The organism is Rhizobium sp. USDA 4016 (assembly GCF_056279705.1).
Map to the genome: position 1 here is coordinate 1,000,127 of NZ_JBWCCY010000002.1, position 22,399 is coordinate 1,022,525.

Here is a 22,399-nt window from a genome sequence, read left to right on the forward strand (position 1 = left end):
ATCGGCCGAAGATCTTCAATCGGATTGCTGCAACATCGGATAAAGCTTGTCGAAGAAGGGCAGGCATTGGGCTCCCCGCTCACGCAGGAACACCTGAAAGGCACTCATCGCCGGGGAGACGGTTCTGTCCGTCCGTGTTACCGAAAACCATTGCCTGCGGATCGGCATGCCGATGACGTCGAGGGTGACGAGTTTGCCGAACTCCAGTTCCATGGCGATGGTATGGGCCGAAATGAAAGCGATGCCAAGGCCCGCCATGACGGCCTGTTTGATCGTCTCGTTCGACGACATCTCGGTTCCCAGATCATCGAGCCTGCCAGGAATCTCGCCGAGGAAGATTTCCAGCGATATGCGCGTGCCCGAACCGGGTTCTCGGACGAGAAAATGTTCCTTTGCGATCTCCTCTTTGGTGATGTCCCGTTTCCCTGCCAAGGGATGGTCGGGCGGTGCGACCATCACCAGCGGATGGTCGCCGAATCCCACCGAGTGCAACGGCATGTCCTTGGGCGGACGGCCCATCAGGGCGATGTCGACGTCATGGTTTTTAAGCTTTGTAATGATTTCTGCCCGGTTGCCGATGGCGAGCGAAACGGCGATCCCGGGATGGCTCTTGCGGAAGGTCGCCATCATGTTCGGCGCGAAGTATTTTGCGGTCGAGACGACGCCGAGGGCGAGGGTGCCGGTGCGCACGCCCTTGATTGCATCGACTTCGTCGTCCAGCTGGCGCAGCCTTTCCTCGATCATCTGGGCGGCATCGATGAAAGCAAGGCCCGCCGCCGTTGGGCGAATTCCGTCATTTGTCCGGTCGAAAAGGATGATGCCGGCATCCTCCTCAATCTGCTTGAGCTGGATGGTGACGGCCGAGGGGGTGAGGCCGAGCGCATTGGCGGCCCGCACGATCGTTCCGTGCCGCGCGATCTCCTGCGTTGCACGCAAATGTCGAAGCGTCAGGTTCTTCATCAGGTTAGCTTAATTTTTTTTAGCTAACTAGTAAATACAATAAATTTTACTTAACGCGAAATTCCTGTTTCGATGTTGCCATGCCCGGGCAGTGAGGAGCGGGCGGGGAGGTAGGCTATGACTTCGTCGACGCTAGACGCCTTTTTGAATTCCCATATCGGCAGTGGTCGCCCGCATTGCGAAGCTGCCGCCGTCACGATCCGGCACCTGGCTGCCGCCGCGGTCACGCTCTACAGCACGATCAATCAAGGTGCGCCCGGCAAGGCCTTTTCCAGAGAACGCGGCCATGTTGGTCCAGGCGGCGACATAACAAAGGATCTCGACGTCCTGGCCGATGCGTTCTTCATCGACGCGATGCGAGAGGCGCCTGTCTGCCTCTACGCCTCCGAGGAGCTCGAAGACGCAGCGCTCCTCGATCCGAAAGCCCCGCTTGCAGTCGCCATCGATCCGTTGGACGGCTCCTCGAACATCGACATAAACGTCTGCATCGGGACGATCTTCTCCATCCTCCCAGCGGCTGGTGATCCGGTCGGCGAGCCTAACGCCTCCTTCTTCCAACGGGGAGACGCCCAGCTCGCCGCCGGCTTTTTCATCTACGGCCCGCAGCTTGCGCTGGTTCTCAGCCTCGGCAGCGGCACCCACGTCTTCGTCTTTTCCTCAGGTGGCGGCGTATTCATACAAGCCCACGAAGGCGTGGTCGTTCCACCGCGGACCCAGGAATTCGCGATCAATGCCTCCAACTATCGTCATTGGGACGAGGCCGTCAGGCTTTATGTCGATGATTGCCTGAAGGGGACGGAAGGGCCGCGTGAAAAGGAATTCAACATGCGGTGGATCGCGGCCGTTGCCGCCGATGCCTATCGCATCCTTATGCGCGGCGGCGTTTATCTCTATCCCGGCGACACGCGCAGGGGCTATGGCGAGGGCCGGCTGCGGCTGGTCTACGAGGCCAATCCCATCGCTTTCCTTATTGAGCAGGCCGGCGGAGCCGCCACCGACACGATCAGCCGTATTCTGGACCTCACGCCCACGTCACTGCACCAGCGCGTTCCGCTGGTCTTCGGCTCGGCGCGGGAGGTCATGCGCATTGGGCGCTACCACACCGAGCCGAGCAATATTGCCGAGCGAGCGCCGCTCTTCAGTAATCGCGGTCTCTTCAGGGCCTGATCGGAGAACAAGACATGTCGGCAAGGCATCCCATCATTTCGATTACCGGATCGTCGGGCGCCGGAACCACGTCGGTCAAGCGGATTTTCGAGCAGATCTTCAGGCGCGAGAAAATCGAAGCGGCCTTCATCGAGGGAGACGCATTTCACCGCTACGACCGGCAGGCCATGAAGGAAAAGGTGGCCGAGGAGGAACGGAACGGCAATCCAAACTTCACCCATTTCAACGCAGATGCCAACGAACTAGAGACGCTCGAAGCCGTTTTCGACGAATATGGTCGCAGCGGCACGGGCCACACAAGGACCTATATCCACGATGAACAGGAGGCCGCGCGCTTTGACGTCCCGCCGGGCAGCTTCACGCCATGGCGCGATTTTCCGAAAAGCGACCTGCTCTTTTATGAAGGGCTGCACGGCTGCGCGGTGACGGACAAGGTCAATCTCGCCCGTCACGCCGACCTGAAGATCGGCGTCGTGCCCGTCATCAATCTCGAATGGATCCAGAAGATCCACCGTGATCGCGAAGCGCGCGGCTATTCCACGGAAGCGGTCATGGACGTCATCTTGCGGCGCATGCCCGACTATGTACGCTACATCACGCCGCAGTTCACACTGACCGATATCAACTTCCAGCGGGTGCCGATCGTCGACACCTCCAACCCGTTCATCGCGCGCTGGATCCCGACGCCTGACGAATCGATGCTCGTCATCCGCTTCGCGAGACCGCGCGGCATCGATTTCCCCTATCTGCTGTCGATGATCCACGACTCGTTCATGTCGCGCGCCAATTCCATCGTGGTGCCGGGAAACAAGCTCGATCTCGCCATGCAGCTGATCCTGACACCCCTGATCATGCAACTGATCGAACGCAAAAACCGCGCCTCATGAGGATGAAAGCGATGAACACGCAACTCCAGCCGCAGGGCATTATCGAACCCGCTATCGTAACGGAACAAGACATGGCCGATGCCATCAGGGCGCTTGCCATGGATGGCGTTCAAAAGGCCAATTCCGGCCATCCTGGCATGCCGATGGGCATGGCCGACGTCGCAACGGTGCTGTTCAACCGCTTCATCAAGATCGATCCCTCGCACCCCGATTGGCCCGATCGTGATCGCTTCGTTCTTTCGGCCGGCCACGGTTCGATGCTGCAATATGCGCTTCACTACCTGATCGGCTATGAGGATATGACGGTTGAGGAGCTGCAGCGGTTCCGCCAGCTTGGCGCCAGGACTGCCGGGCATCCCGAGTACGGTCACGCCCTGGGCATCGAGACGACCACGGGTCCATTGGGCCAGGGTATCGCAACGGCGGTCGGCATGGCGCTTGCCGAGCGCGTGACCAATGCGCGCTATGGCGACGGGCTCGTTGATCACTATACCTATGTCATTGCCGGTGACGGATGCCTGCAGGAGGGCATCAGCCATGAAGCGATCGACCTTGCCGGCCATTTGAAGCTGTCGCGGCTGATCGTGTTCTGGGACAACAATTCCATCTCGATCGACGGTCCCACCAGCCTCTCGACCTCGATGAACCAGCTCGCACGCTTCCAGGCGGCGGGCTTCGACGTTCAGGAGATCGACGGGCACGATTTCGATGCGATCGGCCGGGCGATTTCCCGGGCAAGGGTTTCGAACAAGCCGTCGCTCATTTCCTGCCGTACCATCATCGGCAAGGGCGCGCCAAATCTTCAGGGGTCGGAGAAGACGCATGGCGCGCCGCTCGGCGAAGCCGAAGTCGCCGCGGCAAGACACGCCTTGAAATGGAGAGCGGCGCCCTTTGAGGTTCCTGAGGCTATTTTGGAGCGCTGGAGCGATGCTGCCGCACGCGGGGCAGCCGAGCGGGTCAAGTGGCTCAACCGCGTTGCTTCAGCTCCCGAAGGCGCCGCCTTCCTGAGAACCGTAGACCGTGAGATCGACACATCACTCTTCGATGAACTTGCCGAGTTTCGTCGAACGCATCAGGCCAAGGCGACCAAGGTCGCCACGCGCAAGGCCTCCGAAATGGTTCTTGGCATCATCAACGCCGCGACGGATTTGACGATCGGCGGCTCGGCGGACCTGACCCATTCCAACCTGACACTGACCGCGGGAATGGAGCCGATCAAGCCGGGAAGTTACGCCGGCCGCTATATCCATTATGGCATCCGCGAACACGCAATGGCGGCTGCGATGAACGGCCTTGCCCTGCATGGCGGGTTCATTCCCTATGGCGGCACCTTTCTCGCCTTCTCCGATTACGCGCGCGGCGCCATCCGCCTCTCGGCACTCATGGGGCAGCAGGTTATCTACGTCATGACGCATGACTCGATCGGCCTTGGAGAAGACGGGCCGACCCATCAGCCGATCGAGCATCTGGCAATGCTGCGCGCGACACCCAACCTGAACGTCTATCGTCCGTGCGACATCGTCGAGACGGCCGAATGCTGGGAACAGGCCCTCAAGGACCGCAATCGTCCGAGCCTGATTGTGCTGTCGCGGCAGAACCTGCCGATGTGTCGCCCGGCCAATAGCGAAGAAAACCGTTCTGCGCGCGGAGCCTACATCCTGCGCGCGACCTCGGAACCATCACCCGTCACGCTCCTCGCGACCGGTTCCGAGGTCGAAATTGCCTGCGTTGCTGCCGATATGCTTTCAGCTGCACACGGCATCGGGGCGAGGGTGGTGTCCATGCCGTGCTGGGAGCTATTCGAACAACAACCGTCCGAATACCGCGAGGCAGTGCTCGGAACTCGTCCGCGGATCGGCATCGAAGCGGCGGCGCGTCTCGGTTGGGACCGATACCTTGGAGACGGTGGCATTTTCATCGGCATGGAGGGCTTCGGTGCCAGCGCTCCTGCCGCCGCACTCTATGACCATTTCGGCATCACCCCCGGGGCCGTCGTGGAGGCGGCGCTGAGACTTGCGGCCTGAGGTCAGTTCAACGTGAAAGGAGCAGGCTGATGGCCCGCATCGCATTACGCCAGCTGCTCGATCATGCAGCGGAATACGGTTATGGCGTTCCCGCCTTCAATATCAACAATATGGAGCAGGGCCTTGCGGTTATGGAGGCTGCTGCCGCCTGTGACGCTCCCGTTATTCTTCAGGCCTCCAAGGGTGCCCGTGCCTATGCAAAGGACATCATGCTGGCGCGCATGATCGAGGCGCTTTCGGAGATTTATCCGGCCATTCCCATCTGCGTCCATCAGGACCATGGCAGCGACGAAGCGACCTGCATGACGGCGATACGCCACGGCTTCACCTCGGTGATGATGGATGGCTCTCTCGAAGCGGATGCCAAAACACCTTCGTCTTATGAGTATAATGTCGCAATCACCGAACGGGTCACGCGCATTGCCCATTGGCTGGGCGTGTCGGTCGAAGGGGAGCTGGGTGTTCTCGGTTCGCTGGAGAGCGGCACCGGAGCTGCCGAGGACGGTCATGGCGCTGAAGGTGATCTATCACATGAGCAGCTTCTGACGGACCCTGACCAGGCCGTCGATTTCGTCGCGCGCACCGGTGTCGATGCGCTGGCGATCGCCTGCGGCACGTCTCATGGCGCCTACAAGTTCACCCGGGCGCCGGACGGCGATATTCTGGCGATGAGCGTCATCCAGGCAATTCACCTCAAGCTGCCGAACACGCATCTCGTCATGCACGGCTCATCCTCGGTCCCGCAGGAAATGCAGGACGTCATCAACCGCTACGGCGGACGAATGCCGCAGACCTACGGCGTGCCCGTCGAGGAGATCGAGCGCGGCATTCGCCATGGGGTCCGCAAGGTCAACATCGATACCGACTGTCGCATGGCGATGGCGGGGCAGTTTCGTAAGATCGCCGCAGAGCATCCGGAGGAATTCGATCCGCGAAAATTCCTGAAACCTGCAATGGATGCCTTGCGCAATCTCTGCCTTGACCGCTTCGAACGTTTCGGCACGGCGGGCAACGCCTCAAGGATCAAGGTCATTGCCTTAGATGAGATGGCGAGACGCTATGCCGCGGGCGAACTCGATCCGAAAACCACAGCAGCCAAAGCCGCCTGATCGGCGATACAGAAGACAACGAGAGGACTAAGTCATGGCCAATAAATCGCAAACCGTCACAGGTGCGGAACGCTACAGAGCTGGCGTGATGGAATACAAGAAAATGGGCTACTGGGAGCCTGATTACGAGCCGAAGGATACCGATATCATCGCGCTCTTCCGCATCACGCCGCAGGACGGCGTCGATCCAGTCGAGGCTGCCGCGGCCGTCGCGGGCGAATCCTCCACCGCCACCTGGACGGTCGTGTGGACCGACCGGCTGACGGCAACCGAGAAATATCGCGCAAAGGCCTACAGGCTCGATCCGGTGCCGAATGCGCAAGGCCAGTATTTCGCCTATATCGCCTATGACCTCGACCTGTTCGAGCCAGGCTCGATTGCCAACATGAGCGCATCGATCATCGGCAACGTCTTCGGCTTCAAGCCGCTGAAAGCATTGCGATTGGAGGACATGCGGTTTCCGGTCGCCTATGTGAAGACTTTCCAGGGGCCCGCGACCGGCATCGTCGTCGAGCGCGAGCGCTTGGACAAGTTCGGTCGCCCGCTGCTTGGCGCGACCGTGAAACCGAAGCTTGGCCTTTCGGGGCGCAACTACGGTCGCGTGGTCTATGAAGCGCTGAAGGGCGGGTTGGACTTCACAAAGGATGACGAGAACATCAATTCGCAGCCTTTCATGCATTGGCGCGAACGTTTCCTCTACTGCATGGAGGCGGTCAACAAGGCCCAGGCCGAGACCGGCGAAATCAAGGGAACATATTTGAACGTCACGGCAGCCACCATGGAGGACATGTACGAGCGGGCTGAATTTGCCAGGGAGCTTGGATCGGTCATCGTCATGATCGACCTCGTCATCGGCTACACGGCGATCCAATCCATGGCAAAATGGGCGCGTCGCAATGACATGATCTTGCATCTTCATCGCGCCGGGCACTCGACCTATACGCGCCAGAAGACACATGGCGTGTCCTTTCGGGTGATCGCCAAGTGGATGCGGCTTGCAGGCGTCGACCACATTCACGCCGGAACCGTTGTCGGCAAGCTGGAAGGCGATCCCGCAACGACACGCGGCTACTACGACGTCTGCCGCGAAGGCTTCAATCCGATGCGTTTGGAGAACGGCATCTTCTTCGACCAGGATTGGGCCTCTCTCAACCGCATGATGCCCGTTGCTTCCGGCGGCATCCACGCAGGGCAGATGCATCAGCTCCTGGACCTTCTTGGTGAAGATGTCGTGCTGCAGTTCGGCGGCGGCACCATTGGGCATCCGATGGGCATTGCCGCCGGCGCCACGGCCAATCGCGTTGCGCTCGAATGCATGGTGCTCGCCCGCAACGAGGGAAGGGACATCGTGCACGAGGGACCGGAGATCCTGCGCGAGGCGGCGCGCCACTGCCAGCCATTGCAGCAGGCCCTCGATGTCTGGAAGGACGTGACCTTCAACTACACCTCGACCGACACGCCGGATTTCGTGCCGACGGCCACAGCAGCAGAATAGGAGACCTCACATGCATATCACCCAGGGAGCATTCTCGTTCCTGCCGCCGCTGACGGACGAGCAGATCGCCCGGCAGGCGCAATACTGCATCGACAAGGGCTGGGCGACGAGCCTCGAGTTCACCGATGATCCCCATCCCCGCAACACCTATTGGGACATGTGGGGTCATCCGATGTTCGACAATGCGGACGCAGCCGCGCTGATAATGGAGCTGAACGAGTGCCGGAAGGTCTATGGCGACCGCTATATCCGGCTCGTCGCCTTCGACAGTAGCCACGGATGGGAGTCCGTTCGCCTCTCCTTCATCGTCAATCGTCCCCCGGAAGAGCCGGGATTCCGGCTTGAGCGGCAGGAGGCGGCCGGCAGACGGCTCCAATACACCACACGTTCTTATGCGGCAGACCGGCCGGCGGGAGAACGTTATGGCTGATGCGGTCCCCATGAGGCCTAAGATCGATGGCGAGGAGCCATCAGCCATCGATCTGCGGGCGGAATATGTCGAGTCCGGCGTCAAGGAGCTCCTCGACGAGCTGGACAATTCCCTCATCGGCCTTGCACCGGTCAAGCAGCGAATCAAGGAGACCGCGGCCCTGCTATTGGTCGAACGCGCGCGCAAGCGTCTCGGACTCGCTCATGAAACGCCAACGTTGCACATGAGCTTCAGCGGCAATCCCGGGACTGGGAAAACGACTGTCGCATTGCGCATGGCCGATCTGCTTCATCGCCTCGGCTATATCCGAAAGGGGCATCTGGTATCGGTGACGCGCGACGACTTGGTGGGGCAATATATCGGCCACACGGCGCCGAAGACGAAGGAGATCCTGAAAAAGGCGATGGGTGGTGTCCTCTTCATCGACGAGGCCTATTATCTCTACAGGCAGGAAAACGAGCGCGACTACGGCCAGGAAGCGATCGAGATCCTCCTGCAGGTCATGGAGCACCAGCGTGAGGATTTCGTCGTCATACTGGCCGGTTATGCCGACCGGATGGAGCGTTTCTTCGAAAGCAATCCAGGCTTTCGTTCGCGTATCGCTCATCATATAGACTTTCCGGATTACACCGACGACGAACTCCTGCGGATCGCCGAGGCGACGCTTACCAAGCAGAACTACCGTTTCGACGTCAAGGCCCGGGCCGCCATGGAAGAATATATCGCCCTTCGGCGCCGCCAACCGCATTTTGCCAATGCGCGCTCCATCCGCAACGCCCTCGATCGCGCGCGCCTGCGTCAGGCAAACCGGCTGTTCGAGACTTCCGCCGGCCCGATTGATGCCAAGGTGCTGTCCACCATCGTTGCCGAAGACATCCAGGCCAGTCGCGTCTTCAACAGCGCAGCAAGACAAGCGGAGGCCAGGTCATGAGCCGCAAATCGATCATTGCCCCCTCCATCCTTTCGGCAGATTTTTCCCGGTTGGGTGATGAGGTGGAGGAGGTCGTCAAGGCGGGCGCAGACTGGATCCATCTCGATGTCATGGATGGTCATTTCGTGCCCAACATCACCTTCGGGCCGCCGGTCGTCAAATCGATCCGCAACCGGACGGACGCAGTGTTCGACTGTCATCTCATGATTGCGCCGGTCGATCCCTATCTCGCCGCCTTCGCCGATGCCGGCTGCGACTACCTTACGGTCCATGCGGAGGCCGGGCCCCACCTCGACCGAACGCTTCAGGCGATCCGCAATCTCGGCAAGAAGGCAGGCGTCGCGCTCAATCCGTCGACGCCCGAAAGCGTGATCGAATACGTGCTCGACCGGCTGGACCTCGTCCTGCTGATGACCGTCAATCCCGGATTCGGCGGTCAGGCCTTCATTCCGGCGGTCGCCGAAAAGGTGCGCCGCGTGGCCGCGTTGATCGGTTATCGTCCGATCCATGTCGAAGTCGATGGCGGCATTACGGCCGAAACCGCGCCGCTGATCGCTGCTGCCGGTGCCGACGTCCTGGTTTCGGGCTCGGCCATATTCGCAGGCGATGACGCGTCGGCCTATGCGGGCAATATCCAAGCGATCCGCCGACAGGCAGACAAGGCGCTAGCGCAGCAGGCAGCGTAAGCCGAGCAAGCCACGGGGATGATGAGACCGCCGGCGACTGCCGGCGGTCTTCGCCTTTATTGCTTCTTCTGGAATTGCACGAGATAGGCGAGGAGATTGGCGATGTCGGCATCGTCCTTCAGGCCAGCAAAAGCCATCTTGGTGCCCTTCACCTTCGCCTTCGGATTGTGGAGGTAGTCGCGCAACGATGCCTCGTCCCACTTCAGGCCGGCCTTGCCCGCATCGGTCATTGCCTTGGAATAAGAGAACCCTGGATGCGAGCCGGCAGCCCTGCCGATCACTCCGTTCAAAGACGGGCCTACCTTGTTCTGGTCAGTGTCGGCACTGTGACAGATCTTGCACTTGTTGAACACCGTTGCGCCTGCGTTGGCATCTCCGTCTTGAGCATTGACCCCGCAGGCAGAAAAGATCGCAACTGATACACCGATCAGAAGGATATGATAGTTCATGATATTTCCTCATTTCGCCAAGGGTGCCCTTTGACGAAGGCAGGCGCTGCTGTTCCTCCACCGGCGCCAGCCATTTTGGATCGTATGGCCTTCCGTACGGTGACGGCAGACTTGCGATCCGGCAAAAAAATTACCCGCCAGGGAATGTAAGTCAACCCTTTGATTGGCCATTGAACCCTCATCGATCGCGCGGGACGAACGTCGCGATTGACGGGCCGGGGCGAAGCTCTTAGCCTCTTCATACCCTTACCTCTTCCAGCACCGCGGGGGCGCGGCTGGTTGGCGGTCGCGGCTGCGGCGCCTGAGAGAAAAAATTGCTGCGGCGCGGCCTCGTTGGTCGAAAGGTGCGACATGTTATTTATCGAACTCGTCTTGACAATTTGTATTGCGGACAGGCCTTCGATCTGCCGGGATGAACATCTTCATTTCGAAAACAGGGGAAGCTTGATGGCCTGCATGGCCCAGGCGCCTCCTCAGATTGCCAGGTGGTCGGAGGAGCATCCGAACTTGCGCGTCGTGCGATGGCGGTGCGAATATCCACCGAAGGGTACAGAGATCTAAGAGGGAAATCCGACGATCGGCCGCGATGCGGGCATGCGCTGGAAAGGCGCAACAAACGCCGCGCAGAGGAGGGCTCCTTTCGGCCTGGATCATGCATAGAAACCTGCAGCTGCGGGAGGAGAAGGGTTGCGCATCGGTGGTTTTTCGGCTCTTCCTGGAGGACGGCTGAGAATATGTGAGCCTGGCCTCACTCAAAACCTCGCATGCTAGATCCTCGATCAGTTGTTCGCCTCGTCTCCCTTGAGGCGAGCGAACAGCAACTTCGTCACCCGTCGCTCCCGACGCGTGTGCTGATGGCGAGGTTTTCACGAGGCAGTGATGCTGACCGATCGGATCGTCGTTTTCTCGCCGCCAGTTTCATGTCCCCGCTTCACCATCGCGCCTTCACCGAATTCAGTTGTATTGAGAAAGGGAAGAGCGCATGGTCCGTTCTTCAGCGGTCTTTATTAGGGGGCTGCTGATCGAAGGCCGCCACACCCTAGCCTTCTCAAAGGAGGACAGAATGTCTTCCGTGTTCGATCTTTCATACATGTCTTCGTCCGAGCTCAACATGCTTCGGGCACCACTCCAATAAGCTGGCCGGCCATGTAGCTCCTACGCGGGACCTCCAAATACTTGGGTCGCGGGATCGTTCAACGAGGACATCGAAATCGTCGTATCGGAATGTTGTGAATCTGTCCTCACACATCAATTCTAACTTCAAAAAGGATCGCACCAATGGCTAAAGGACAAGTAAGAGGCAACCGCGAAGCGCGGAAACCGAAACAGGAGAAGTCTCCGATAAAGGTGGAGAGTACGTTCGCCAATCAGATCAAGGCCGCAACGAAAAGCAACCCACAGGGCGGCAAACATAAGAGCTGAACGCGATAGGAGAATGAGCGCCCGGACGCCAGTCTTCCACTGAGAGTCCGTTTGGGAACGTCAGTGGCTGATACGTCGGAGCAGAAGACCGCCCATGGCGACATGGATCATGGCTTCTGACACGTCGATGCGGGCCTCGTAGTCGCGGACAAGGCGCCGCCATCGTGTCATCCAGCCGAAGGTCCGCTCGACGACCCAGCGTCGCGGCAGAACATTGAACCCAGGCTGGCCTTCGATGCGTCGGACGACTTCGATGACGAAATCAAGATAGGCGGCCTTGTCCATGAGCTTGCCCCGGTCGTAGGCGGTGTCGGCGTACAGATGCTTGATCCAAGGCCAGCGCGGCCGACCGTGGAGGGATGCACCTCGAACAGGCGGGTCGGCCTCGGACGCGCTCGCTGACATTGGTCACTCTTCGCCATTTGTCTTCGTATTGCGCTCAGCTGAGTTCTTGGGCGAGTCCGATGAGAAGCCCTTCAGGCCCACGGATGTAACAGAGCCGATATGCGTCTTTATACTGGACTACTTCGCCTACGAGCTGCGCGCCGCGCGTGCGGAGCCTTTCAAGCGTCTCGTCAATGTCGTCCACGGCGAACATGACGCGGAGGTAGCCTAGGGCGTTGACCGGGGCGTTCCGGTGATCTGCGACGACAGGCGGCGTGAGGAAGCGGGAGAGCTCGAGCCGGCTGTGGCCGTCCGGTGTGCGCATCATGGCAATCTCCACACGCTGATCGCCCAGTCCAGTGACACGTCCGGCCCATTCTCCTTCGATCGTGGCCCGCCCTTCGAGCTCGAGGCCGAGTTCGCGAAAGAAATCAATCGTCCCTCCGAGGTCTTCGACGACGATTCCTACGTTGTCCATCCGCTTGAGCGCCATGTTTCAAATCTCCGAGGTGTCTTTCCAATCTACAAGGTGTCGCCTAGTCTAACAACGGACGCTTGAGGTGCCCCCAACACCGGCGGCCATCCGGGCCTGATTCGCTGCTGTCCACATCAGAAGCTTGAATCATGGACCGCCTCAAACCGCCACCCGTTTTCAAACGGTCTCTGAGCGGTCACGAAAGGCGATGTTCCAGAAAGTCAGGAGGTGCAACAACGATGCCCCCTTCACGCGATCTATCGGTTTGACTACCCTCTGCTTCTCATCAATCCGCGGTCGTGATAGGGTGGCGCGATGCGGGCAAAGCCAATTGGGCATTAAAACTCTGGCCCCAACAAAGAAGGACGCGATGTTTTCCACTCCATCGCGGACCATATGTTCTTATGGAGATGAGCGTCGAGGTGCCGTCTTCAAGGCATCGAGCAAGGCGGACATGCCATCGTTTGCCGCCAGTGCCAGCATATGATTGTCGGCAAGATCCAAGACGGCGACAATCGCCTCACGCTCGTTCCAGCCGACGGCAACGGCCGCCGCTATCAGGTCGAGGAAGGCGAACTGCAAGGCCTCCTGGCAGCGTAGGTGCCTTTCCAGATTGTCGTCGGTAGCGAACGGCCGTGAAATATCGCGCATAGACCGACAGTGTCCGATTCCCTTTGGCGAGACTACGGCATTTTAACAATTGCTGATAAAGTCCACAGGATGCAGGAGCCGCATCAATCTGCTCTCATGCTTGCCCGAGATGGAGCTACCGACCCGTCCGGCATTGTTCGTGCAGAAGAAGAGGGCTCGAAACTTTTTCCAAGCCCGAAGGTTCTTAGGCGGCTTAACGCAGCCCGCCCTTGAAGTTTTCGCTCGGGGCAGTGTTCAGCAACTCGAGGTGGTTTGACTTGCCGCTACACCATCACCCAGCGGCAGCTAGAGCTCCGGCGGTTTTTGAGCGGCAGTGTCTTTGGGTCTCCGGCTAGGCGTCTTTGAACGCTACCGATAGATCAATAAAGCAAGCAGCTATCGTGGTTCGTCAGAACCGCCCACACAGCAGTTCAAAAACATATGCGTGTGCGGCGATATCTTGCACTCGGACCGCGAAAGGTTCCCGGCTCGGTCCAGGAACCGAAACCCGATTCAGAAGCATCGTATGTCTGCTTCGGCCTGGGCTCTTTTCAGCTCCGCCGTCGCAGCTTTTGCGGGGGCACTTTCGCGGAACAACGCGCCGTTTTCACCGGTGAGGAGCCCCAGTTGCTTAAAGGTGGAGGCCGTCTCGTAGCGTTCATAGGGCAGGATGGATTCGATGACGTCGATCGAACACGAGCAACGGTCGAGGATCGCCCGATTTTCTCCGTTCGCCTTCATGCAGGCATAGACATATTCTGCAATGACGTTGGTCGGATAACGTGTTCCCGCCGCCGCCGGAAGCGTGAAGCTGATTGCTGCGCTTGCGAAGGTCGCGATCCCAAGTGTCTTAAGCGCAATCATGGCGGTTCCTTTCATGCAGCGCAGTTTTCTGCCTGACAAAGATGATGTGCAGTGTTATTATAGCATAAATTCAATGACGTCGATACATTGGCAGTAGTTTTACAGTAACTTGACGATATTAATATTGCGTCGCACAAAACTAATGCTGCAACGCAGCGAACATTGCTGAACAAACACGCTTGCAGAAAGCAAATCTATCTCTTATGGTCTATTTGTTTCCGGCTTCAAGGACGTTACCGTCAAGGGAGTGGTGACTGTCTTCGTAGGCCAAGCGGGTGGGCGGTAACGGTGCCCTCCGCGCGCCTGGCTTAGGTCGTGACACGCTGCCGGAAATACTTCCCACACGCTGAACCGATGACGCGGGTCGCTGAACAGGCGCCGTTTTAACTCGTCATCCTTGCGAACTTAGGGAGGACTAAATGCGTGTACGTGCAAACTTCATAAAATCGGCATTGGTGACGACTGCGGTATCTTTGTCATTGGCGGGAGGAGTAACTGCCAACGACGAGGTCCAAAAATTGATCTCCGATTCCAAAAACTGGGCGATTCCGACGGGTGACTATGCCAATACCCGGTTTTCGAAATTGAACCAGATCAACAAGGACAATGTGAAGAACCTCCAGGTCAAATGGACATTCTCGACCGGCGTGCTACGCGGTCATGAAGGTGGACCTCTGGTGATCGGCGACGTGATGTATGTCCATGCGCCGTTCCCAAATACCGTTTATGCTCTCGATCTCAACAATGAAGGCAAGATCCTCTGGAAGTATGAGCCCAAGCAGGATCCGAACGTCATCCCGATCATGTGCTGCGACACGGTCAATCGTGGCGTTGCCTATGGCGATGGCAAGGTCATCCTCAACCAGGCCGACACGACAGTCGTTGCGCTCGACGCCAAGACCGGCAAGGTCGTGTGGTCGGTGAAGAACGGCGAGGATACGGCCGGCGGCAAGGGAGAGAGCGGAACGGCCGCACCCATGGTCTTCAAGGACAAGGTGCTGATCGGCATATCGGGCGGCGAGTTCGGTGTGCGTGGCCATGTGACCGCCTATAATCTGAAAGACGGTTCGGTTGCCTGGAAGGCATATTCGACCGGTCCTGACGCGGAAACCTTGATGGATGGGGAAAAGACCACTCATCTCGGCAAGCCGGTCGGCAAGGATTCGGGCGTCAGCAGCTGGGAAGGCGAGCAGTGGAAGCAGGGTGGCGGAACGACCTGGGGCTGGTATGCCTTCGATCCGAAGCTCAACCTGGTCTACTACGGGACCGGCAACCCGTCGACCTGGAACCCGGTTCAGCGACCGGGCGACAATAAATGGTCGATGACCATATTCGCACGTGATGCGGATACAGGCATGGCCAAGTGGGTCTACCAGATGACCCCGCATGACGAATGGGACTTCGATGGCGTCAACGAGATGATCCTCGTCGACGGCATGGACATCAGCGGCCAGAAACGCGACGTGCTGGTGCACTTCGATCGCAACGGCTTCGCCTATACGATGGATCGCGGAAACGGCGAGTTGCTCGTTGCCAAGAAATACGATCCGGCCGTCAACTGGGCGACGGAAGTCGTCATGGATCCGAAGAGCAAGGAGTATGGCCGCCCGCAGGTGGTTGCCCAATACTCGACGCAGCAGAACGGCGAGGACACCAACACGACGGGCGTCTGCCCGGCCGCTCTTGGAACAAAAGACCAGCAGCCGGCCACGTACTCGCCGAAGACCGGGTTGTTCTACGTGCCGACCAACCATGTCTGCATGGACTACGAGCCTTACCAGGTCAGCTATACCGCCGGTCAGCCCTATGTGGGGGCAACGGTATCGATGTACCCGGCTCCCAACAGTCATGGCGGCATGGGCAACTTCATCGCCTGGGATGCCGCCAAGGGTGAGATCGTCTGGTCGAAGCCCGAGCAGTTCTCTGTGTGGTCGGGTGCATTGTCGACCGATGGCGACGTCATCTTCTACGGCACGCTGGAAGGCTACATCAAGGCTGTCGATAAGGACGGTAAGGAACTCTACAAGTTCAAGACCCCGTCCGGCATTATCGGCAACATCAACACCTTCGAGCACAAGGGCAAGCAGTATGTTGCCGTGCTGTCGGGTATTGGCGGATGGGCCGGCATCGGACTTGCCGGTGGTCTTTTGGGTGCGGAAGGTGCTGCAGCCTGGCAGCAGGCCGTTGCCGGTCAGAAGGCTCCGGCCGAGGAAGAAAAGTCGATCTCGACGGCAGGTCTCGGCGCTGTCGGCGGCTATGCCGCTCTTGCCGACTACACGACGCTGGGCGGTCAGCTCACCGTCTTCGGTCTCCCGGATTGATCTGCGGGAACCCATAGCACGCCGACCTCTTGGTCGAGGTGGCTGGTAGAGAAGCGAGGGCCCGGAAGACCGGGATTTCCCCCAGCGGGCCCTCGAATTCGCCGCGCAAACCACAACTCTCCTGTCAACGCCGCATCGCGACAGCAAGGCTGTATTGATGGCGAATGAGAAAGAGGTCCGAATGTCAGTGCGCAAAACAGTGTTAGTGCTTGCGATGTCTATTATTGGTTCCAGCGTCATCCTTGCCGCCGACGACAAGCAGAAGGCCGCAGCCGTCAGCGAACAGGATGGCAAATATGTCGATGCGGAAGGCAATCCAACATTCAAAATCCAGGATGACGGGACGGTCGACTGGTATACCTTCAGCGGCTACCGGCGCTATCATTCCGACTGTCATGTCTGCCATGGACCGGACGGCGTCGGCTCGAGCTATGCGCCTGCGCTCGCCAACACCATGAAAGACATGGACTACGGAACCTTCCTGTCGATCGTCGCGGAAGGCCGCAAGAATGTCGGCGGCGGCAAGGAAAACGTCATGCCGGCGTTCGGCGAAAACAAGAACGTCTACTGCTACCTCGACGACATCTACGTCTATCTGCGCGCGCGGGCCGTCGGCGACGCGCCGCGCGGTCGTCCGCCCAAGAAGGCTGACAAGCCGCAAGCGGCGAAGGACCACGAAAAATCCTGTATGGGGAGCTGATCTAATGTCGCCAGGCAAATTGTGCGGTCGTCATGTTCTGTTTGTGGTCGCGGTGATTGCCGCGATCCCGACGGCGGTATTTGCGCAAGGTGCCGGGATCGGCGCGGCGGGCGAACTGGTCGATCCGGACGTGCTGCGCGTTTGTGCCGATCCCTCAAACATGCCGTTTACGGATGAAAGCGGCGAAGGCTTCGAAAACAAGCTGGCTGAACTGGTGGCTGCCAAAACCCAACGCAAATCGGTCTCCTATACCTGGTATCCGATGGCGACCGGCTTTGTCCGCAATACGCTGAGAGCCAACCGGTGCGATGTCATCATGGGTTATGCCCAAGGCGACGAACTGGTGCAGAACACCAACGCCTATTACCGATCCACCTATGTCATGATCTTCAAGAAGAGTAGCGGTCTGGAAGGCTTGGAAAGCCTCGAGGATCCCAAAATCGCCGACAAGCGGATCGGGATCGTCGCGGGAACGCCGCCGAGCGCCAACCTGGCGAGGGCCAAGCTGATGCGCAACGCGAAGCCCTACCCGTTGATGGTGGATACGCGCTCGACGCCGTCCATGGCCGAGGTCATGTTGAAGGACCTCGAAAAGGACGTCATCGACGTCGCTATCCTCTGGGGACCGATGGCCGGCTATTACGTCAAGGAGATTAATCCGGACCTTGTCGTGGTGCCGCTTCTCAAAGAAAAGGCCGGTCGTATGTCCTATCGCATCACCATGGGCGTGCGTCCGTCCGATCAGGAGTGGAAACGGACGCTGAACAAGGTGATCCGGGAGAACCAATCGGAAATAAACCGGATTCTGCTGCAATATCAGGTCCCGCTCATCGACGAAGCCGGTAACCAGATCAAGGGCTAGCAGCGACGGCATTCGGATTTTCCCCACAATGGCAGATGCGAATATTGTTGAGATTCAGAGCTTGCGCCGAAGGCGCACGGTGCCGGGAGGAGATCAATGGTTGATCTCGGGCAGAGTAAAGAGGAGAAGCTTATGAAGAAAAGTTGGAAGAAGCCGACGACATGCGTCGTGTGCGTCGGAATGGAAATGTCACGTTACCGTTCCGCCGAACTCAAGGCTAAGAAATAAGCGCATCTACCGCTCCATGCGGCTTGTCCGCGTGGGGCGGCTGCCGTCGGAAGGAAGCACCATCACATGCGGCTGAAGATCCTCGGCTCCGCGGCAGGAGGCGGATTCCCACAATGGAACTGCAACTATCGGCTGAGCCGCGCCGTCCGCAACGGTGAAAGCGGCTTTCGGCGACGGACCCAATCGAGTCTTGGCGTATCCGCCGACGGCAAGGACTGGATTCTCTTCAACGCATCCCCGGACATTCGCGAACAGATTGCCGCCGCTCCGGAGCTGCAGCCGCTGGAGGAGGGTCCCTTGCGGGCCTCGCCCATCCAGGCTGTTGTCCTGACCAATGCCGATGTCGACCATATAGCCGGACTATTGAGCCTGCGCGAGCGGCATCGTTTTGTCATTTATGCAACCGCCCGGGTGCTTCGAGTGATCGAGGAAAACAGCATTTTCAATGTTCTCGACAGGCAACTGGTCGAGCGCCGGGAACTTTTGCTCAACGTGCCGACCCCCATTGCGGACTGGCACGGCAAGCCGACATCCATCGTGGTCGAAGCCTTTCCGGTTCCGGGCAAGATTGCGCTGTTTCTTGAAGATGCGGGCCGGGCGCAGGAGGGGTTCGGCACGGAAGAGGGCGATACAGTAGGGGTGCGTATTGTTCAGGAGGGCTGTCATTCCTCGACGCTTTATATTCCTGGTTGTGCGAGCATCGACGCCGACCTGAAAAAGAAGATTGCCGCGGCGTCGTGTCTGCTGTTCGACGGGACGGTCTACACGGATGACGAGATGCTGAGTGCCGGCGTCGGGACCAAGACCGGCCGGCGCATGGGACACATGCACATCGCCGGCTCTGACGGCTCCATGGCCCTGCTTGCCGATATCGCGCCAGCGCGCCGCGTCTATGTTCATATCAATAATACCAATCCGATCCTCGATGAGCGCTCTGCCGAAGCAGCAGCTGTGAGGGCAGGGGGATGGGAGATCGGCTATGACGGGATGGAGATCGGCATATGAGCGAATTTGCACACGCGGCGCGAAACGGATTGACGCCCGCCGCACTCGAAGCAACCCTGCGTCAGGTGGGAGAGGAGCGATACCACAACAAGCATCCCTTCCATCACCGAATGATGGCAGGCGCATTGACCAAGGCCGAGCTTCAGGCATGGGCGCTCAACCGGTACTGTTACCAGGCGATGATCCCGCGCAAGGACGCGATGATCGTCAGCCGCGCGGAGGACCCGGAATTGCGCGCGGAATGGCGCCGAAGGATCGAAGATCATGATGGGGCAACCGGCTGGGACGGCGGCATCGCTCGCTGGCTCAAGCTGGCAAGCGGGCTGGGGCTTAACGAGGAGCTGGTGAAGAGCGAGCGCCGCGCTCTGCCCGCGACCCGCTTTGCCGTAGGAGCTTATCTGTCTTTCTGCACCAATCGCAGCCTTTTGGAAGCCATCGCCTCGTCCCTGACGGAATTGTTCGCCCCTGTGATCATCGGCGAGCGCGTTCCGGCCATGCTGGCAAAATACAGCTTTGTGAGCGAAGATATCCTGGCCTATTTCACACCGAGGCTGAAGCAGGCGCCACGCGATTCTGACTTTGCGCTCGCCTATGTCCTTGCGCATGCGACGGAGCCGGAAAAGCAGCAGGACGTGATAAATGCCCTCATTTTCAAATGCGATATCTTGTGGGCAATGCTGGATGCACTCGACTATGCCTATCGAGACGGCGGCAACATTCCGCCGGGCGCTTTCGTGCCGGAGGCAAGATGATGCAGATCCGCCGCCAGCGGGCCGTTTTGTCCGCACAGTCGAGGCCACGTCTGAAGCGTCACGTCCGGCTGCAGTTTGATCCGGTGCGCAGCGCCTGGGCGGTCTTGTCGCCGGAAAAGGTTTTCTGGCCGGATGAGGTCAGTCTTGATATCCTGAGACTGTGTGATGGCCAGCACACGGTGCCGCAAATCGTCGACGAGCTTGCCGGACAATACGATGCGCCTCGCCAGGACATTGCTCCCGATGTCGAAGAATTCCTGCAGGAATGGTCCGACAGATTTCTGGTGACGCTATGAATGAAAGACTTCTTCCGCCAATCAGCATGCTGGCCGAGCTTACGCATCGCTGTCCCCTGCAATGCGTCTACTGCTCCAACCCGCTCGAGTTGTTGAAGGCGGACAGGGAGCTTTCGACAGACGCATGGCTGGCTCTCTTCGAAGAGGCAGCCGATCTTGGGGTCCTACAGGTTCATCTGTCCGGTGGAGAGCCGACCGTTAGGCCGGATCTCGAGCAGCTTGTAGGCTGTCTGACTAGACGCGGCGTCTACACCAATCTCATCACGGCTGGGGTCGGGATACCGGAAGGGCGGCTCGAGGCGCTGCAGGGGGCGGGTCTCGATCATGTGCAGTTAAGCATTCAGGGTGCAAACGCGCCGACGACCGAGAAAATCGGCAATCACCGTGGCGCGCACGAGAAGAAGCTTGAGACTGCAAGGCGGGTCGTGGAGCTCGGCCTGCCGCTGACGATCAATGCTCCGATCCATCGCCACAACATAGAGGAAGTGCCGGCTTTCATCGATCTTGCCCTTTCGCTTGGGGCAGAGAGATTGGAGATCGCCAATGTGCAGTATGGAGGCTGGGCTCTTCTTAACCGCAATGCCCTTATGCCCGATCGCGCCGCGGTGGAGCGCCAGGTGGAGATTGTCGAAGAAGCCCAGTCGCGGCTGCAGGGAGTTCTCGCGATCGACTTCGTCGCTCCCGATTATTTCGCGGTCTATCCGAAGCCCTGTATGGGCGGCTGGGCGCGTGATGCGTTCATGGTCGCCCCGGATGGCACGGCACTTCCCTGCCACGCGGCTGCAACCATCTCGTCCTTGCAATTCGAACGGTTCGGAGAATCGAGCCTGACGGATATCTGGCTTAATTCTCCGGCTTTCAATGCATTTCGCGGCGACGAGTGGATGCTGGAACCTTGCAGGAGCTGCGAGCGACGTGACATCGATTGGGGCGGATGCAGATGCCAGGCAATGGCAATAGCGGGCGATGCCGCAGCGACGGATCCCGCTTGCGTCAAGTCACCCCTTCATAGCCGTATGGCAATGCTGATCAGCCAAGCCAATTCCGCTCCTTCGTCCAGCGCCGACAATTTCCAGTATCGCCGCATCGGACGGACTTGGTAGGCCAGTTCCGTGAGGGTTTGGCTGCTGGTCGTCCTGGAGCTAGCCCATGGCATGGCGAATGGTTTTCGACAGTCGCAGCAGGAAGGCAGGTCTCGAAGAGGCGACAAGCTTCCACGACAAGAGCGCCTTTGCCATGCGCCGGGGAAGTAGGCCGACGGAGAGAAACCAGGCCGCCAGGACGGCACGGCGTCTGAGCGAGACATTCATTTCCAGGCTCGCCACGGCACCTGCAGCGCCGAGAGTGAGCCTTGAATCATCGGGAACGGGATGCCGTTGGCGGTCTATGCAAAGCGATGCCAAGCGCTCTTCGAGATGCACCGTATCGTGAAGACTGACGTCCGGCGGCACCGTCAAGCCGACATCGGCGGCCTGATCGGACAAGGCTTCCATCCGGCGGAAGTCGTGCTCCACCCGCCAGCGTGCCCGCTGGCCAAGTCTTTCTGCAAAGACGGAATGATTGGCGCCATGCATGCGGTAGGCGCCAAGGCAAGAATCGATCGACGTCACCTTTCCATGGAGAGGCGCGACAGTGACCAGATATCCATCCGCCCCCTGGCGAAAGTCCGTCTCGGGGATAGGCATGATTGCCTCCAAAGCCGAACGGCTGAAGGCCAGCCCGCTTGTCACGGTGGTTTGATAGCGTCCCTTCTGCAACAGCTGGGGGGTGACATCACCTGAATCGAAGGGGAACTCCTGAGGTGGAAACACATCCTTGACGCGTTGACGCTCGTCGACAATGTGCAATCTGAATTGCGCCTGGGCGGTATCGCCGTCGCATGCCTCGATTATCTCCGATACGGCGTTCGGATAAAGATAGTCGTCGGCGTCGAGAAACAGAACGATCTGGCCTCGGCTGACCGCAAATCCTGTGTTGAACGCAGCCGCATGACCGCCATTGCTCTCTCTTAAGAGAGCTGTGATCCTCGAGCCATATGCCGCAATCACACAAGGGCTGTCGTCAGCCGATGCGTCGTCGACAACGATGACTTCTACGTTGTCATGGCTTTGTTCCAGCGCGCTATCGATGCAGCGCTTTAAGAAGCGCGCGTAGTTGTAGTTCGCAATGATGATCGAAACTGAAACGTCTTCTTGGATGGAATGCATCGCATTGAACCTCGCACTTCTGCTTTGGTCGCGGCGAACCTTCTCATTCAGGTCCTGATGGTAATGTCCGTCTGGGCAAGAACGGCTTTTCAAAGCTGAAAAAAGCCGCTGCACT

Annotated in this window: 22 protein-coding genes; 15 read left to right on the forward strand and 7 right to left on the reverse strand. The window is 59.1% G+C overall.

Annotated elements, in window-relative coordinates; all coding sequences use genetic code 11:
- Positions 1 to 15: 15 nt before the first annotated feature.
- Positions 16 to 960, reverse strand: coding sequence for a LysR family transcriptional regulator (locus ACZ9DP_RS05875; RefSeq protein WP_074072229.1), 945 nt, complete (start codon positions 958 to 960; stop codon positions 16 to 18).
- A 117-nt stretch (positions 961 to 1,077) separates the two neighbouring features.
- Here ACZ9DP_RS05875 and ACZ9DP_RS05880 point away from each other — a divergent pair, with 117 nt between their 5' ends.
- Genes ACZ9DP_RS05880 through rpe form a run of 8 tightly spaced genes read left to right on the forward strand, consistent with a single transcriptional unit; the run spans position 1,078 to position 9,689 of the window.
- Positions 1,078 to 2,127, forward strand: coding sequence for a class 1 fructose-bisphosphatase (locus tag ACZ9DP_RS05880; protein ID WP_476200759.1), 1,050 nt, complete (start codon positions 1,078 to 1,080; stop codon positions 2,125 to 2,127).
- A gap of 14 nt (positions 2,128 to 2,141) precedes the next feature.
- Complete coding sequence (locus ACZ9DP_RS05885; protein WP_194730904.1) at positions 2,142 to 3,014, forward strand: phosphoribulokinase; 873 nt, start codon at positions 2,142 to 2,144, stop codon at positions 3,012 to 3,014.
- An 11-nt stretch (positions 3,015 to 3,025) separates the two neighbouring features.
- A complete protein-coding gene (gene tkt / locus ACZ9DP_RS05890) occupies positions 3,026 to 5,038 on the forward strand; it encodes a transketolase (protein ID WP_372431314.1) in 2,013 nt (670 codons plus the stop codon).
- A gap of 29 nt (positions 5,039 to 5,067) precedes the next feature.
- Entirely contained in the window at positions 5,068 to 6,147 is a 1,080-nt protein-coding gene (gene fba / locus ACZ9DP_RS05895; RefSeq protein WP_074072226.1) for a class II fructose-bisphosphate aldolase, read from the forward strand.
- 34 nt (positions 6,148 to 6,181) lie between these two features.
- Positions 6,182 to 7,642 carry a form I ribulose bisphosphate carboxylase large subunit gene (locus tag ACZ9DP_RS05900; protein WP_022716099.1) on the forward strand — a complete coding sequence of 487 codons (1,461 nt, stop codon included), beginning with the start codon at positions 6,182 to 6,184 and terminating at the stop codon, positions 7,640 to 7,642.
- Positions 7,643 to 7,652: 10 nt separating this feature from the next.
- Positions 7,653 to 8,072, forward strand: coding sequence for a ribulose bisphosphate carboxylase small subunit (locus ACZ9DP_RS05905; RefSeq protein ID WP_194730907.1), 420 nt, complete (start codon positions 7,653 to 7,655; stop codon positions 8,070 to 8,072).
- Positions 8,065 to 9,003 carry a CbbX protein gene (gene cbbX, locus ACZ9DP_RS05910; protein ID WP_476200761.1) on the forward strand — a complete coding sequence of 313 codons (939 nt, stop codon included), beginning with the start codon at positions 8,065 to 8,067 and terminating at the stop codon, positions 9,001 to 9,003. Before ACZ9DP_RS05905 ends, cbbX begins: the two co-directional genes overlap by 8 nt.
- Positions 9,000 to 9,689 (forward strand): ribulose-phosphate 3-epimerase, encoded by a 690-nt coding sequence (gene rpe / locus ACZ9DP_RS05915; protein ID WP_476200763.1) that lies wholly within the window; start codon positions 9,000 to 9,002, stop codon positions 9,687 to 9,689. Before cbbX ends, rpe begins: the two co-directional genes overlap by 4 nt.
- 56 nt (positions 9,690 to 9,745) lie before the next feature.
- Here rpe and ACZ9DP_RS05920 read toward each other — a convergent pair whose 3' ends face one another.
- The 5 genes from ACZ9DP_RS05920 to ACZ9DP_RS05940 form a co-directional block, all read right to left on the reverse strand.
- The gene (locus ACZ9DP_RS05920) at positions 9,746 to 10,138 is read right to left on the reverse strand and encodes a c-type cytochrome (protein ID WP_074072222.1); all 393 of its coding nucleotides are present in this window, start codon (positions 10,136 to 10,138) and stop codon (positions 9,746 to 9,748) included.
- A gap of 1,482 nt (positions 10,139 to 11,620) precedes the next feature.
- On the reverse strand, positions 11,621 to 11,965 hold the full coding sequence (locus tag ACZ9DP_RS05925) for a transposase (RefSeq protein WP_476200765.1): 345 nt from the start codon (positions 11,963 to 11,965) through the stop codon (positions 11,621 to 11,623).
- Positions 11,966 to 11,999: 34 nt separating this feature from the next.
- On the reverse strand, positions 12,000 to 12,437 hold the full coding sequence (locus tag ACZ9DP_RS05930) for a VOC family protein (protein ID WP_074072220.1): 438 nt from the start codon (positions 12,435 to 12,437) through the stop codon (positions 12,000 to 12,002).
- A gap of 384 nt (positions 12,438 to 12,821) precedes the next feature.
- Positions 12,822 to 13,070 carry a hypothetical protein gene (locus ACZ9DP_RS05935; protein WP_476200767.1) on the reverse strand — a complete coding sequence of 83 codons (249 nt, stop codon included), beginning with the start codon at positions 13,068 to 13,070 and terminating at the stop codon, positions 12,822 to 12,824.
- A 492-nt stretch (positions 13,071 to 13,562) separates the two neighbouring features.
- Positions 13,563 to 13,913, reverse strand: coding sequence for a hypothetical protein (locus tag ACZ9DP_RS05940; RefSeq protein ID WP_476200769.1), 351 nt, complete (start codon positions 13,911 to 13,913; stop codon positions 13,563 to 13,565).
- Positions 13,914 to 14,386: 473 nt separating this feature from the next.
- On the opposite strand from ACZ9DP_RS05940, the gene ACZ9DP_RS05945 reads away from it, so the two are divergent.
- The 7 genes from ACZ9DP_RS05945 (at position 14,387) to pqqE (ending at position 21,180) form a co-directional block, all read left to right on the forward strand.
- Complete coding sequence (locus ACZ9DP_RS05945) at positions 14,387 to 16,234, forward strand: methanol/ethanol family PQQ-dependent dehydrogenase (RefSeq protein WP_476202208.1); 1,848 nt, start codon at positions 14,387 to 14,389, stop codon at positions 16,232 to 16,234.
- A gap of 214 nt (positions 16,235 to 16,448) precedes the next feature.
- Positions 16,449 to 16,934: a c-type cytochrome, methanol metabolism-related gene (locus tag ACZ9DP_RS05950; protein ID WP_074073107.1), complete on the forward strand. Its 486-nt coding sequence runs from the start codon at positions 16,449 to 16,451 to the stop codon at positions 16,932 to 16,934.
- A 4-nt stretch (positions 16,935 to 16,938) separates the two neighbouring features.
- A complete protein-coding gene (locus ACZ9DP_RS05955) occupies positions 16,939 to 17,796 on the forward strand; it encodes a substrate-binding domain-containing protein (RefSeq protein ID WP_194730910.1) in 858 nt (285 codons plus the stop codon).
- Positions 17,797 to 18,090: 294 nt separating this feature from the next.
- Positions 18,091 to 19,029 carry a pyrroloquinoline quinone biosynthesis protein PqqB gene (gene pqqB / locus ACZ9DP_RS05960; protein ID WP_476200771.1) on the forward strand — a complete coding sequence of 313 codons (939 nt, stop codon included), beginning with the start codon at positions 18,091 to 18,093 and terminating at the stop codon, positions 19,027 to 19,029.
- The gene (gene pqqC, locus ACZ9DP_RS05965) at positions 19,026 to 19,781 is read left to right on the forward strand and encodes a pyrroloquinoline-quinone synthase PqqC (RefSeq protein ID WP_476200772.1); all 756 of its coding nucleotides are present in this window, start codon (positions 19,026 to 19,028) and stop codon (positions 19,779 to 19,781) included. The genes pqqB and pqqC overlap by 4 nt, the downstream gene beginning before the upstream one ends.
- Positions 19,778 to 20,077, forward strand: coding sequence for a pyrroloquinoline quinone biosynthesis peptide chaperone PqqD (pqqD, locus tag ACZ9DP_RS05970; protein WP_476200773.1), 300 nt, complete (start codon positions 19,778 to 19,780; stop codon positions 20,075 to 20,077). The genes pqqC and pqqD overlap by 4 nt, the downstream gene beginning before the upstream one ends.
- Positions 20,074 to 21,180 (forward strand): pyrroloquinoline quinone biosynthesis protein PqqE, encoded by a 1,107-nt coding sequence (gene pqqE / locus ACZ9DP_RS05975; RefSeq protein ID WP_283072665.1) that lies wholly within the window; start codon positions 20,074 to 20,076, stop codon positions 21,178 to 21,180. The genes pqqD and pqqE overlap by 4 nt, the downstream gene beginning before the upstream one ends.
- 39 nt (positions 21,181 to 21,219) lie before the next feature.
- Here pqqE and ACZ9DP_RS05980 read toward each other — a convergent pair whose 3' ends face one another.
- A complete protein-coding gene (locus tag ACZ9DP_RS05980) occupies positions 21,220 to 22,284 on the reverse strand; it encodes a glycosyltransferase family 2 protein (RefSeq protein ID WP_476200775.1) in 1,065 nt (354 codons plus the stop codon).
- Positions 22,285 to 22,399: the final 115 nt, after the last annotated feature.

Coding starts and splice junctions, on each gene's coding strand:
- ACZ9DP_RS05875 (WP_074072229.1), bottom strand. CDS start 960: ATGAAGAACCTGACGCTTCGACATTTGCGTGCAACGCAGGAGATCGCG.
- ACZ9DP_RS05880 (WP_476200759.1), top strand. CDS start 1,078: ATGACTTCGTCGACGCTAGACGCCTTTTTGAATTCCCATATCGGCAGT.
- ACZ9DP_RS05885 (WP_194730904.1), top strand. CDS start 2,142: ATGTCGGCAAGGCATCCCATCATTTCGATTACCGGATCGTCGGGCGCC.
- tkt (WP_372431314.1), top strand. CDS start 3,026: ATGAACACGCAACTCCAGCCGCAGGGCATTATCGAACCCGCTATCGTA.
- fba (WP_074072226.1), top strand. CDS start 5,068: ATGGCCCGCATCGCATTACGCCAGCTGCTCGATCATGCAGCGGAATAC.
- ACZ9DP_RS05900 (WP_022716099.1), top strand. CDS start 6,182: ATGGCCAATAAATCGCAAACCGTCACAGGTGCGGAACGCTACAGAGCT.
- ACZ9DP_RS05905 (WP_194730907.1), top strand. CDS start 7,653: ATGCATATCACCCAGGGAGCATTCTCGTTCCTGCCGCCGCTGACGGAC.
- cbbX (WP_476200761.1), top strand. CDS start 8,065: ATGGCTGATGCGGTCCCCATGAGGCCTAAGATCGATGGCGAGGAGCCA.
- rpe (WP_476200763.1), top strand. CDS start 9,000: ATGAGCCGCAAATCGATCATTGCCCCCTCCATCCTTTCGGCAGATTTT.
- ACZ9DP_RS05920 (WP_074072222.1), bottom strand. CDS start 10,138: ATGAACTATCATATCCTTCTGATCGGTGTATCAGTTGCGATCTTTTCT.
- ACZ9DP_RS05925 (WP_476200765.1), bottom strand. CDS start 11,965: ATGTCAGCGAGCGCGTCCGAGGCCGACCCGCCTGTTCGAGGTGCATCC.
- ACZ9DP_RS05930 (WP_074072220.1), bottom strand. CDS start 12,437: ATGGCGCTCAAGCGGATGGACAACGTAGGAATCGTCGTCGAAGACCTC.
- ACZ9DP_RS05935 (WP_476200767.1), bottom strand. CDS start 13,070: ATGCGCGATATTTCACGGCCGTTCGCTACCGACGACAATCTGGAAAGG.
- ACZ9DP_RS05940 (WP_476200769.1), bottom strand. CDS start 13,913: ATGATTGCGCTTAAGACACTTGGGATCGCGACCTTCGCAAGCGCAGCA.
- ACZ9DP_RS05950 (WP_074073107.1), top strand. CDS start 16,449: ATGTCTATTATTGGTTCCAGCGTCATCCTTGCCGCCGACGACAAGCAG.
- ACZ9DP_RS05955 (WP_194730910.1), top strand. CDS start 16,939: ATGTCGCCAGGCAAATTGTGCGGTCGTCATGTTCTGTTTGTGGTCGCG.
- pqqB (WP_476200771.1), top strand. CDS start 18,091: ATGCGGCTGAAGATCCTCGGCTCCGCGGCAGGAGGCGGATTCCCACAA.
- pqqC (WP_476200772.1), top strand. CDS start 19,026: ATGAGCGAATTTGCACACGCGGCGCGAAACGGATTGACGCCCGCCGCA.
- pqqD (WP_476200773.1), top strand. CDS start 19,778: ATGATGCAGATCCGCCGCCAGCGGGCCGTTTTGTCCGCACAGTCGAGG.
- pqqE (WP_283072665.1), top strand. CDS start 20,074: ATGAATGAAAGACTTCTTCCGCCAATCAGCATGCTGGCCGAGCTTACG.
- ACZ9DP_RS05980 (WP_476200775.1), bottom strand. CDS start 22,284: ATGCATTCCATCCAAGAAGACGTTTCAGTTTCGATCATCATTGCGAAC.